The organism is Adhaeribacter pallidiroseus (assembly GCF_003340495.1).
Lineage (GTDB): Bacteria > Bacteroidota > Bacteroidia > Cytophagales > Hymenobacteraceae > Adhaeribacter > Adhaeribacter pallidiroseus.
The window spans coordinates 5,593,527-5,605,947 of the sequence record NZ_QASA01000001.1 but is presented as its reverse complement, the minus strand read 5'-3'; the positions used below and the strand labels follow the sequence as shown (position 1 = coordinate 5,605,947).

11 protein-coding genes are annotated in these 12,421 nt (G+C 45.3%); 6 read left to right on the top strand and 5 right to left on the bottom strand.

What is annotated here, in order from left to right:
- Nucleotides 1-93: 93 nt before the first annotated feature.
- The 4 genes from AHMF7616_RS22375 to AHMF7616_RS22360 form a co-directional block, all read right to left on the bottom strand.
- Nucleotides 94-3,564, bottom strand: a complete 3,471-nt coding sequence (locus AHMF7616_RS22375; protein WP_115374907.1) for a hypothetical protein — start codon at nucleotides 3,562-3,564, stop codon at nucleotides 94-96.
- Between the two features lie 247 nt (nucleotides 3,565-3,811).
- Nucleotides 3,812-5,260, bottom strand: coding sequence for a hypothetical protein (locus tag AHMF7616_RS22370; protein WP_115374906.1), 1,449 nt, complete (start codon nucleotides 5,258-5,260; stop codon nucleotides 3,812-3,814).
- 353 nt (nucleotides 5,261-5,613) lie between these two features.
- Nucleotides 5,614-6,015, bottom strand: a complete 402-nt coding sequence (locus AHMF7616_RS22365; RefSeq protein WP_115374905.1) for a hypothetical protein — start codon at nucleotides 6,013-6,015, stop codon at nucleotides 5,614-5,616.
- A 72-nt stretch (nucleotides 6,016-6,087) separates the two neighbouring features.
- Nucleotides 6,088-7,425 (bottom strand): hypothetical protein, encoded by a 1,338-nt coding sequence (locus AHMF7616_RS22360; protein WP_115374904.1) that lies wholly within the window; start codon nucleotides 7,423-7,425, stop codon nucleotides 6,088-6,090.
- Nucleotides 7,426-7,993: 568 nt separating this feature from the next.
- Here AHMF7616_RS22360 and AHMF7616_RS22355 point away from each other — a divergent pair.
- The 6 genes from AHMF7616_RS22355 to AHMF7616_RS22330 all read left to right on the top strand — a co-directional run bounded on the left by AHMF7616_RS22355 (nucleotide 7,994) and on the right by AHMF7616_RS22330 (nucleotide 11,324).
- Nucleotides 7,994-8,572: a LemA family protein gene (locus AHMF7616_RS22355; protein WP_115374903.1), complete on the top strand. Its 579-nt coding sequence runs from the start codon at nucleotides 7,994-7,996 to the stop codon at nucleotides 8,570-8,572.
- Between the two features lie 152 nt (nucleotides 8,573-8,724).
- Nucleotides 8,725-9,165: a TPM domain-containing protein gene (locus tag AHMF7616_RS22350; RefSeq protein WP_115375735.1), complete on the top strand. Its 441-nt coding sequence runs from the start codon at nucleotides 8,725-8,727 to the stop codon at nucleotides 9,163-9,165.
- Nucleotides 9,166-9,273: 108 nt separating this feature from the next.
- Nucleotides 9,274-10,065: a TPM domain-containing protein gene (locus AHMF7616_RS22345; protein WP_115374902.1), complete on the top strand. Its 792-nt coding sequence runs from the start codon at nucleotides 9,274-9,276 to the stop codon at nucleotides 10,063-10,065.
- Nucleotides 10,066-10,254: 189 nt separating this feature from the next.
- Complete coding sequence (locus AHMF7616_RS22340) at nucleotides 10,255-10,491, top strand: DUF4160 domain-containing protein (protein WP_115374901.1); 237 nt, start codon at nucleotides 10,255-10,257, stop codon at nucleotides 10,489-10,491.
- On the top strand, nucleotides 10,472-10,708 hold the full coding sequence (locus AHMF7616_RS22335; RefSeq protein WP_115374900.1) for a DUF2442 domain-containing protein: 237 nt from the start codon (nucleotides 10,472-10,474) through the stop codon (nucleotides 10,706-10,708). The genes AHMF7616_RS22340 and AHMF7616_RS22335 overlap by 20 nt, the downstream gene beginning before the upstream one ends.
- 16 nt (nucleotides 10,709-10,724) lie before the next feature.
- On the top strand, nucleotides 10,725-11,324 hold the full coding sequence (locus AHMF7616_RS22330) for a DUF2238 domain-containing protein (RefSeq protein ID WP_115374899.1): 600 nt from the start codon (nucleotides 10,725-10,727) through the stop codon (nucleotides 11,322-11,324).
- A gap of 105 nt (nucleotides 11,325-11,429) precedes the next feature.
- Here AHMF7616_RS22330 and AHMF7616_RS22325 read toward each other — a convergent pair whose 3' ends face one another.
- Entirely contained in the window at nucleotides 11,430-12,335 is a 906-nt protein-coding gene (locus AHMF7616_RS22325) for a hypothetical protein (protein WP_199474320.1), read from the bottom strand.
- Between the last annotated feature and the right edge of the window lie 86 nt (nucleotides 12,336-12,421).

Below are 12,421 nucleotides of genomic sequence, written 5' to 3'. Positions count from 1 at the left end.
GGTTTTGGTGTTTCGGTTATCTGAAAAAAGAACTTCTGGCCGGGAATAAAGCCAGAAAAGTCTATTTTTTTAAATTTTTACTTGTTTACCTATTTAAACTGCGGCTTTACTGGCATAATGGCGTTCGTACAAATCCCGGGACAGTTGATACAGCGTTTGCTTAAACGGATAGAAAAACAAGGTTTCAGCCAGAACTTCGTCGGTGCGTAATGTTTGATGTGTTTGGTTCAGGCCAATGCTTAAGCTATCTTCTACTTCGTTTTGCAAGTAAGGCAATAAAAAGTTCGGGTCGATTTGCACGCCTAAATCCGGCAGCATGGACGTAATTTCGGGATCCTGCAACACCAGTTTCAGGTAGGCTTTAGCATTTTCTACGACCGATTGCCGCATCGCCGAATCAATTTGCTCGGTAGTCGTAAAGTTACTCCGGATATCCTGCAACTCCTGACCGCCCACTAATTTTACTTCCTGAATATGGCCGTACTCGGTTTGCTGCGCCGAACCCTGGAATAAAACGCCGCCGTTCGCCGTGGCTTCTTTGGGGTTGTTGGCCAGAATAATTTTAAAATTTTGCTTGGGTTCTTTACCGGTAACTTTCTTCAGGATGGTTTTGGTTAAACGTTCCACCACCAGCATGTTCGGGCCGCCGCTGAGTAACTTAATGTACAAACTGCCTTTGCCGCTGAAACAGAAATACCGCGGTGTTTCCAGCTCCAGGTGTTTAATGAGCTGCGCAATGTGGTAAATAATACTGGTGTAATGCAGGTAAAAAATTATCCGCAGGTGCCGCGCTTTCATCAACTGATGGCTAAATTTCAACTCATTGTCGTAGCTAAACAATAAACTTACTACATCCGCCGAACGGAATTGGTCGTTGTTCATAGCCATTTCAAAAGCGGTACGGGCTTCCTGCTCCGAACCAGACACCGGAATATTGCGGCTCTCCTGGCGGTACAGTTGCAAAAAGCCGTTGTATTTCTCGCTGCTGTGCAAACGGCTGTAACCCTCGCCCCAAAGATCGTCGCCGGCAAACCGGAACGAGGTGCTGTACGCCGGTTGCTGTCCTTTCAGGAATAACAAATCGGTCGTGCCGCCGCCAATATCAATGTTTACCACGTTTTCATCGCGGTTGGGTACTACCTGGTTGGTAGCCGTTAGGTAATAATAGGGCGCTACTGATTCGGTAAGCGACACGGTAAACTCCGTCGTTTTAAAAATATCCTGGTACGCTTCGTCCCATTTCTGTTTAAATTGGTTCAAGGAGAATAAATCGAAACTCAGCGGCCGGAACCAAATGAGGCGGGTATTTTCGATGATGCCGTTGTTGAGGGCTACTTTGTGTTTGATCAGGTAAAGCAACTCCCGGAAAAATGCTTCAACGCGCGCTTCACCCTGCGTATCCAGTTCCAAGGACCATTTCAGGTTAGTTTCGTAACGGGCCTGCTGCACCATCGATACCTCGGCATTAATCGCAAAACCAATGTTAATGTTGCCCAGCACATTTTTGGGTTCGTTCGGGAAGTTCGGCGTTTCGCAAGTGGCCGTACGAATCGGAAATTCAAAAATACTGCCTTGCTCCCCGATAAACGACGGCACAAACTCGCGGTTCTGAATCAGCAGCACCGGAAACAACTCACCAAAGCCAGCGCGATACCGTTCGTACACGGTTTTGTTTACATCCGCGGATGGACTGTTAAGCAAGACCACCTGCATGTCGTTCTGGCCTATGGTAAAAGTTTTAGGGTGCGCTCCCTGGGCGTTGTTGTAGGCAACGTGGGTGTTGGTGGTACCAAAATCTACGGAAAAAGTAAAGTTTTGCGTGCCGCGGTCCAGCTCGGTCCATTTTGGTACAATCAAACCTTTTACCTCCTGCCCTTGCGGACAAACTAATTCTACATAATCAAAGTGGGTGTGTTTTACTTCGTAGTACGTAGAACCTGCCGCCGCCGGGTTTTTAGGAGTACGCTCGGTTTTAGTGGCGCTGCGGCTGCCGCCTTGCCCTTCGATGCGGTGGTTACCCACGTAAAAATGCAGGTCGTAGCTTTTATTTACCAATGAGGGAGCCGTATCATCGTCCACGAGCATTACTTTGTACAAATCGTTGTGCTGCGGCTGGTTGCGCATTTTGTAGAACGGAAATATTCCTAAACCTACTTTGGCGCGGATAATAGCCCCTTTCTCCGGAATTTCGCGGCCAAACTCGTCTTTTACGTTCTGCGGATTCTGGTAATAGCTGCGCTCGTAGGTTACAAACTGCCCGTTCTGCACCGGTATTTTTAAACTTACCTTTACGTGGTTAATATCAATGGTAAAAGTTAAAAATTCGTACAAATCCCTGACTTCAAAATAATCAAAGAAAGTGCGTTTAATGGGCAGCAGATACGGAAATTTATGCTTTACGCGGGTATCAGCGCCGTAACTGTAGGTAATCTGCCCCACCTGAAAACGTTCAGTATTTACTTCGTACGGCAATTCTACCAGAGATTCTTCCAGAAAATCATTAATCGTCAGGAACGGGTATTTGTATTTTTTACCCGGCAGCACCCGGCTTTCCAGCGGTAAAGGATCAGACCAAGGCACCGTTGTGGCGTTGTCCCAGCGTTGGCCGTTGATGTAATTGGCTTCAATTTTTAAATTTGGCTTTAATACAATCGGCAAAGTACCCGGGTGCGGCACGCCCGGACTAATCCGCACAAATAAATCGCTGTTAATTTCGATGCGGTTGGAACGGGTGGGCAGCGCTACATTTTTCACCAGTACCGGATTGTTGTTTGCGTCGGCTAAGGGAATGTACTGCGATTCAAAACTGGCCTGCGATACTTCGCCCCGCAGTTCCATGGCATTAAAGCGCTCCGTGTGTAAATTGGCAAACACGCTACCGCAGAAATACTTGCTCCGCAGTTCTGGTTTTACCATAAATAACCCGTACACGAAATCCTGAAAAGCTTTGTCCCGCTCGTGCAGCAACACCGTGTTTTTATCGAAGTAATGCCCTTTAGCTTGCGGCCGCTCAATATCCAGGGGCTGCACGGTAGGCGCGGTAAAGAACAAGGTAAACGGCGAAGTTCCGCCAATCAAACGTTCGGCCGCTTCGCCGTTGGGCAAATGGTATTCGTAATAAATCAGGTATAAATCGGAGAAACCGGTAAAGCGGTCGTCGTTTAAGAACAGCCGCAGGGTATCACCCAGAATTTTGGTGGTCGGGTTGTTGCGTAAGATTTGCAGTTCACTGTCGATGTTCCAGCGCCGCAAGGTAATTTTTTTACCGGCCTGAGCGTATTGGTGGTAATTAAAAATCAGCTCGAACAAATCCCAGTAATGCGATACCAGTTCGTGGTAAATCGAGTGCCGGTTGCCGCTTTTGTCGGTATTCACAAAATCAAAAGCCGTCTCGAACAAATGCATCCGCGCAAACGGCGTGGGGATGGACGTTACAATTTTGCTGGCTTTGGCCCCGGTGGGGTCGGTAATATCATTCAGTTCGATATGCGTGATCGGCGAGGATTGCTGCCAGCCTTCTATTTGCTGTTTTCCTTTATCGTGCAAGCGCAGTACTTTCGGCATATGCTTTAGTTTTTAGTCTTTTTAGTCCATAGTCCACGGTCGATGGTCCACGGAGGCAATTGGTAAAGCCCCACCCTAAATCCCTCCCCGGTGGAGAGGGACTTATTGGTTTGACGCATCGGGAGCGGTTTTCTTGCTTAGTAATTTATTTTAACGACTCGAATAATCTTGTCGAGAGTAATTTTTTAAATACATTGTATGTTTCTTCTTTACTCCCCTCTCCACCGGGGAGGGGCCGGGGGTGGGGTTACACCGTTTTCACTTTCTCGTTAAACGCTTTTTCGGTTACGCGGTCGAAGAGTTGGATGAATTTGCGGAAGCGGTCGCGTTCGGGAATTTGCTTTTCGGCGGTGTCGAGTTCGTTGCGGAAGAAACCGTGACTAATGCCTTTATCGAATATATTCCAGGACTTGGTAATGATTTCCTTGCCTTTAATTAATTGGTTAAAATCATCGGTGCTCAGGTTAAAAGGCGCGAAACTCCGCTGGTTGCTGTTGAGTTCGCGGAGCCAGTTCAGGAAGCCGTAATCCGGGCTATTAATTATTTTGTCCAGGTCTTTGAACAAACTATCCTTCCCGATTAAGTTTTGCAGTTCCAGATTTTTGTAGTACGGCGAGTCTTTATCGTCTTGCAACAGGCCATTGAAATACTTGGCGAAATACAGGAAGCGGCTCAGGCTTTCGGCCATTTTTTCTTTTGATTCCGGAGCTAAATGGCCAAACTGTACTTCGCGGGTATCTTCGGTAAAGCCGTATTCGTGGTACAGGGTACCGGCACTAAAATCGCCCGCCTGGTAATCCATGAAATCCAGCACGGCCATGGCGCTGAGTAATTCCACTAAATGCGCTTTGTTCTGCTGGCTGCTGCCGCCGGGTTGGTTCTGATAAGGCGCATCGGGCGTATCGGCGATGTAATACAAGGCTTCCAGTCCTTTCAGGTGATGTTCGTAGTACGATAAGGCGGCTCTGGTTTTAGTAATAAAGGTATTCGAGTCAATCACGCTACCATCTTCGGCCTGCAAGGCAAAATACGGCAGCACCGTAATCGCCCCGGTAATTGCGTCCTGAATATAGCCCGCGTTAGCCAGCGGCGCTTGCTGGTCTTTTAAATTTTTGAGCAACAACGGAAAACCCGCCGCGCCGGTGCCCCCAAAAATAGAACTGATAAAAAAGATGCGGTCGCCTTTCTGGAAGTTCTTGGCGAAGTACTGGATTTCGGGGGAGTCCACGATTTTATTCAGCACCACGCTCCCCACGTTCGGGCTACCCCGGAAACCAATCGTTAATGGACTTTCCAGGTTATCCTGGGTAAACAGCAAATCAACTACGCTTTTGGTACCCGGCGTAAGTGAATTATAGTTGATGTAATCGCGGAAACGCTGGTTAATGCCGCCAAAATCGTACACAAACGTATCTTGTACCACGCCATCGGTATCGTTGGCAATGTTGGACAAGGTGCTGATATCCGTTTTAAAAAAACCTTTGTCGCGCAGGCCCAAGTGTTTCTGGATGCGTTTGTAGGTCTTTAATAACTCCACCGTACGGTTCATATCGCCGTTTTGCGCATCCGGGTCGATGATGATGGGCACCACGCGTTCGCAATTTTTAATTTCGGCACCGGCAGCCAGCAACATGGTTAACGACCGGATTACCCGGGAACCCGTTCCGCCAATCCCAAATATGAATAATTTTGCCATTATTTAGATGTTAGATATTGGATATTGGATGTTAGATATTCGACTTTAAAGCCGCATCTAATCATCAATACACGCTTATTTTAAATTCCTACCTGCTATAAGCAGGACTTTCTTATTCTTATTTCTATTCTATCGCGAGCGTCCTCGCTCGTGATGCTTATCGCCCGGCCAGAGGCCGGCAGGATATTTACTAAATTGCTTTTATTAACTGTTTATTGGTTCGCCCGGCCGGAGGCCTCCCAGATAGTAGACACGAGCGAAGCGTGCTCGCGCCAGCAAAATTTTTAAATTTTTAACTTTCTAACCTTTCAACTTTAAAACCTTCCAACTTGTAACCTGTAACCTGCAACCCATTAAAACCTGACCGGGGTCGTACTGGCTCCCCGGGACCAGCGCCGGAGTAAGAACGAAAAAATCAGAAAAAACAAGGCGCCGTATAAGGCATTTACGGTGGCAAAGTTATACACGTAGTCGCCTTCTACTTCTTTGCCGTGGGCATAACTCACCGCGTAAGCAAACCCGATAACCGCACTAATAATCATAAAAAAAGCCCAATGCCAGGCTTTCCGGAAAAACGCAATCGGTAACCAATGATTAATCACGTAATAAAAAATAACCATCATGGCCAAAGCCGATAGTACGGTTACTAAGCCCACCGTCGGAAAAATTTCGTTCCAATAAACCGGTCGGGATTGCGGTGGCTGTGGTGCGGATAAGAATAATTGGTAGATAAATTTAAAAAATCCGGGTAGCATATTTTTAGATTATATAGAATGACAAATTAAAAAATTTAAAAAAGTACTCTTGCTATTCTTAAGAAAGTAGCCCTACTCTTTTTTTGCGCGAATGGTAGCCGTAAAAATAGTGTTACCGGCGTTTCCAGTACTATAGGCCCGTTCTACCCCGGCCACTATGCCGGCCAATTGAAAAGTTTTCGCTCCTTCGCGGTTAATCTGGCTATCGTTGGTAGTAGTGCGACTTTGTACCCAGGCCGGCCGTTGATTTTGCAGGGCTATTTGTAACTCTATTTCGGGAGCTACCATTTTGGTGAGTTTGGCCTTCACAAAATGCGTGTAAGGTTTTAAAGGACTGGTATTTTGTCCCGCTACGCCTTTCTGCGTTTTAAATTGAGCGGCGGTATACAAGCCCGTAATCTGCACATCGGAGTTTTCGGCAGATAATTTTAAATTTTTCTTTAGATAGGCTTCGTTGGTGTAAGAGGCGGGGAGTTGCGCTAAGTCTAAACCTATTACCATCTCTAATGGTGTTTTCAGGTCGCTCACGGTGATATCCTGGCAGGCATTGCCGGTACTGCTGCAATACCAATTACCAACTGGCATAAATTTATCTAGTACCGCATAGGCCGGCGCCGAAAATTCAAAGCCTAGGTGTAATTCGTCAGTAAACTTGCCAGCCATTAGCTGGCGGTTAAACAGCTGTACTTGCTTTGGGTTACCCATTACCCACACATAATAAGGCACCTCCGTGTCGCAGCAATTAGGAATAGTTTTACGGGTAGTTTTTACGGCCGGGTAAAAAGTACCTTTAAAATTAGAAGTGGTGCCAAAAATAGAAACAGCCTGGCCTTGCTGCTGCGCTTTGGCAATTACCCGGTAAATATCGGTGGTAACAAAATTAACGGCCTGACCATTAGCGGGTGCGTAAATAAAATCCGAAATAAATACGTTTACTCCGTTCGGGCTGCTGTAATTAGAAATAATGGAATCCAGCATAACCGGAATGGTGCTGCTGCTGGCCGTTTCTTCTAAGCCATACCGTAAGTGTTTAGAAACTTGGTTATAATCGGCCGGATATATTTTTTCGCGTACTTCAAAAAACTGCTTTTGTCCCATTTGGTTATTTTGCTGCACCATAGCCAGTAGAGCATCCAAAGTTTCCTGGAATTGGGTAATTTGGCCGCCGTTGCCAGCCGGCATAAAACCTTTCATACTGCCCGAAATTTCCATGAAAACATTTACCTGGCCTACCGCCGCTGCGGCCGGTGCCGGGGGCTTAGCTTTCGCGGAACTAGTTGTTGTGGAAGTAGTATCGGTAGTTGCAGATTCGTTCTTGTTTTCCGAAGAACAAGCATTTAAGCCGATTGCGACCGCCAAAATGGCTGTTTGGGTAATTTTTTTAAAAAATTGCCGTTTTAAATGCAGCATGGATGGAATTTAAGGTTGATTAATTTGCCGGTTGAAATAGATTAAGAATCTTGTTTACGCAGTAACGAATATAGGTGTTCTTATATTTTTTAGATTACGGAGCATTCCGCTATTTATTTCGGGTCTCGTTTTTAATTTCCAGCAAATCGTTGCCATTATTAAGTTTAGCAGAGGCAACCGATTACTCCGTAACTATTTAAAAACCATCAGTTTCTATTTAAACCAATCCTCCAACAGGCCTCATGGCGGCTTTGATTATTTTCTAAGAAAGTAATAATTTAAATTTTTGTCGTTAAATATAAAGACCTCCTTACCTAATACCAGGGCTATTTACAGGATAATGTAAATTATTTTCTGGATTATCCGTATATACCTGTTTGTATCCTTTATTGATTTAAAATAACAGAATATTAACTTGGTAAAACTGCTATCGGTTAAATGCGTACGCGGTAAAGCCCAATCAACGGCTGGCTATGGCGAGCACTCTACCGATTAAGGCTAATCCGGTTAATTTTACTTATTATTGTTTAATTAAATGCTCAGAACTAGACTTAAATTTAAAAAAACTATGAAACGATTATTGCTTTACTTCTTTGGCTTTATTATTCTGGCTTCTCAAACCTCGTGCGGCTACAACGATATGGTAGCGAAAGACGAAAACGTTGCTGCTAAATGGGCGCAGGTACAAAACGCTTACCAGCGCCGCGCCGACTTGGTACCCAACTTGGTAAACACGGTGAAAGGGGCGGCCAATTTTGAACAGAAAACCTTAACCGACGTAATTGAGGCACGCTCCCGCGCTACCAGCATTCAGCTAAGTCCGGAAAACCTAACGCCAGAAAATATTCAAAAATTTCAGGCGGCGCAAGGCGAGTTGAGTGGCTCGTTGTCACGGTTATTAGCTACCGTGGAGAGTTATCCGCAGTTAAAAGCAAACCAAAACTTCCTGGAACTGCAGGCGCAATTAGAAGGTACTGAAAACCGGATTTCCGTGGAACGCATGAACTTTAATACTTCGGTGCAGGATTATAATACCTACATCCGGTCGTTTCCGCGTAATATTTTTGCCGGTTGGTTTGGCTTCGAGCGTAAAACACCTTTTGCCGCCGATCCTAACGCCCAACGCGCCCCAGCGGTTACTTTTTAGGTAACAGGTTACAAGTTACAGGTTGCAAGTTGGTGTTGTAAAACAAGTCAATAATTTTAAAAAATTCAAAGTTTAGCGCTTGCTTTTAACCTAAAATCTGCCACCTGCAACTTTTATACTTGCAACCTGCAACCTATAACCTGCAACTCACTATGAAAGAAGATATAACGGCGGAAGACGAAGCCCGGATTATAGCAGCTATTGCGGAAGCGGAAAAAAATACTTCCGGCGAAATCCGGGTGCACATCGAAAATACCTGTAAAGGCAACGTACTCGACCGGGCTACCGAAGTATTTGCGTACCTGCACATGCACCAGACAAAGCTCCGCAATGGCGTTTTATTTTACGTAGCGCTAAAAAGCCGACAGTTTGCGGTACTGGGCGATGGCGGCATAAACGCCGTGGTGCCTCCTGATTTCTGGAAAGAAGTTACCGCATTAGTTGTCCAGCATTTTAAAGAAGAGAAATACGCCGAAGGTTTAACTAAAGGCGTATTAATGGCCGGCGAACAATTAAAAGCTTTTTTCCCCTACGCCGGCGATGCCGCCGACACCAACGAACTACAAAACGATATTTCTTTCGGGAAAGACTGAACTTTTAGTACCAGGTAGTAAGTAGCAGGTATCAGGAAAAAAGCTTTGGCCAATTTCTATTACTTACTTCATTCTTGCTACTTGATACTTACTACTTGATACCAAACTATGAAAAAATACTTTTTCCTGCTTCTTTATTTACTCAGCTTTCACCTAGCCTGGAGCCAGGATAATGCGGGTATTCCGCCTCGGCCTGATCCGCCCAAACTGGTGAATGATCTGGCCGGTATTCTGAGCCCGGAAGAAGTGCAGGCTTTAGAGCAAAAACTTGAGAATTATAATGATTCCACTTCTACCCAGGTTACCATTGTGAATGTGAAGTCAATTGGTCCGTACGAGATTGCAGATTACGCAGTTAAATTGGCTATTAATTGGGGCATTGGTCAGAAAGGTAAAAACAACGGACTTTTAATATTAACCTCGGTAGATGACCGAAAAGTAAATATAACCACTGGCTATGGCATGGAAGCGTTATTGCCCGATGCTCTAGCCAAACGAATAACCGAGTACACCTTAAAACCTAACTACAAAGCGGGCAATTATTACCAGGGGCTCGACGAAGCAACTAACTTAATTATCGATATTTTCAGTGGCCAGTACAAAGCCGACCCACGCGACACCGGTGATGGCGGCTCTAACGTAACTTTCTGGCTTATCATTGGCGCTTTAGTCTTGGTTATATTATTTAGTTTACGTCGGCGGGGTGGCGGCGGTGGCGGTGGCGGCATGCGCACTTTAGGCGGCGGATTTTTTCCGCCGGTTATCTTCGGCGACTTTTCTTCGGGCCGCGGTCCGTTTGGCGGGGGCTTCGGTGGTGGTGGCTTTGGTGGCGGCGGCGGGGGTTTCGGCGGATTCGGCGGAGGTTCCTTCGGCGGTGGCGGGGCCAGCAGCGATTGGTAAAATTTAAAATTTGCTTTTACGTTAACCTCTTCGTGCTATCAAAACCCGCATCTACTAAGTATACTCTTTTATTCTGATACAACTCTCCGGCTAAGTTTAATTGGAGCAGCATTGGTTGTTTGGTTCATTTACCTACCGGCAAAAGATAGCGGTAGTGTTAACCAGGTACCTCATTTTACAAACTTTACAATGCCCACTATTTTAAAAACGTATGGCTTGCGCTTCTTCTTTTTCAGCAACGAAGCCACCGATCCCGCGCATGTTCACGTGGAGAAAAATAATGCGTACGCCAAATATTACCTTTCACCGGTAGAGCATGCTTTTTCTTTTGCTTTTAATGCTAATGAATTAAGCCAAATCCGAAACCTAGTACAACAGCATCAATCGGTATTTTTAACGAAGTGGAATGAATTTATCGGCCAATAAGAAAATAGTTGTTACCGCTAACCAGGTTTGGTTTGCCGATCACAAATTATACGTTTTGCTCCACGATGGCCGCGAATTAGGCATTCCGCTGGAATGGTTTCCGAAATTAAGCAAAGCAACCGAGGCAGAACGCCAAAAATACCGCCTTATTGGGAACGGTATTGGTATTTGCTGGGAAAGTTTAGATGAAGATTTGTCGGTATCGGCACTGTTGTAGGTAATTGCTGCCAACTTTGAGCTATCGTCTACGCTTATTTTTAATTTTTTCGTTGGTATTCATCTGGTCGGCTATTACGCCCAAAGATTATTTTACCTGGCTTTTGGAAGTATTTCCGGCTATACTGGGCGTATTAGTCTTGTTTTTCACGCGGAAAACTTTTCCGCTTACGCGGCTAACGTATTTACTTATTTTAGGGCATTGCTGCATTTTAATGGTAGGCGGCCATTATACTTACGCCGAAGTACCGCTTTTTAATTGGTTAAAAGAAGCACTACACCAAACCCGCAATAACTACGACAAAGTGGGCCATTTTGCGCAAGGTTTTGTTCCCGCCATTATCTCCCGCGAGATTCTGGTGCGCAAACAGGTAATTAACCGTAGAAGCTGGTTATTCTTTATAGTAGTTACTATCTGTGTTTTTATTAGCGTATTATACGAATTTCTAGAATGGTTGGTAGCCGAACTCTCCGGCGAATCGGCCGATGCTTTTTTAGGGGCCCAAGGTTATGTGTGGGATACACAATCCGATATGCTTTTTGCCACAATTGGAGCTATTATGGCTTTACTTACCCTGAGCAAACTTCATGATCAACAGCTCAAAGCAATAATTTAGGCTAGGCCTTTTGTAACTGGTTTTTCCTACATTTCAAAATTGCTGGACTTCACGGAACAGATCAACTGCATCCACCTTATTTGCTGACACAAACTTACACGCTGGCTAAGGCAACTTTGCAGCCTTTTGCCCGAAAGGTACGGTTAAACCCAGGAAAGGAATGGCAATAAAAGTATCTACATCGGAGCCAGCCGGAAAAACCAAACCAAAATCCAGCCCTACTTTTTTAATAATGCGCCGGCCGCCCAGCGTTATTAAGCCAATAGAACCATCGCCGGTACCAATTAAATAATTTTCGGTTAATAAATAGCCCCGGTTGCCGGTCCGCAGCATACCACTTAAAGTAAAAGTAGGGGTGCGGCCCCAATCGCCGGCGGCATACCCGTAACCCAAACCTAAACTTACATTCTTATCGCGGGAACCAAAAGTAGAAATGCCGTACACAATGCCAAATCCTTCTGATTCTTCTCCTAAAACCGAACCAACTAAGGCTCCGGCACCCAAATTAAACTTATCTTTAACCACCGGAAAAGAAACTTTGGGCAGCAACCAAACGGGCGTAGATTCCCCAAATAAAAACAAGGGTACCGTACCAAGGCCAATCGAAACATTATCGGTAATACCCACACTCACTTGGTTTACCACCACCATTATATTCTGGTAATACCCTTCGCCGGCTCGCAAACCGTAACCATTCGGCGAAAAAAAATACCGGGTACTTTGGGGGTTCTCGAACCAATACGTCCCATTTTTTAAATTTTTCGCGTTTACGGCCGTAATGGTTTTAATATCCTGCCGCAATAACCGGATGGTTCCCAGCTTCTCGGTTTTTAACTGAATGGCGGTGGCATCTTGAGTCGCTATTTTACCTAGATATTCATTCCCATCGGTGGTTTCTACGCGGTACACCAGGGTGGTATCGGAGGCGGTTTGCGCCCAAACTTGGTGGGTTATGGTTTGTAAAAGCAAGGCGCCTAAGCTTACGAGTAATATTTTTAAAAAATGTTTCATCTTCTAATATTTATTGGTCAATAATTATGTGAAGCGCCAGTTAAGATGTTGATTAATTCTAGCAGTAATGAAACAAAGGCTTTGCC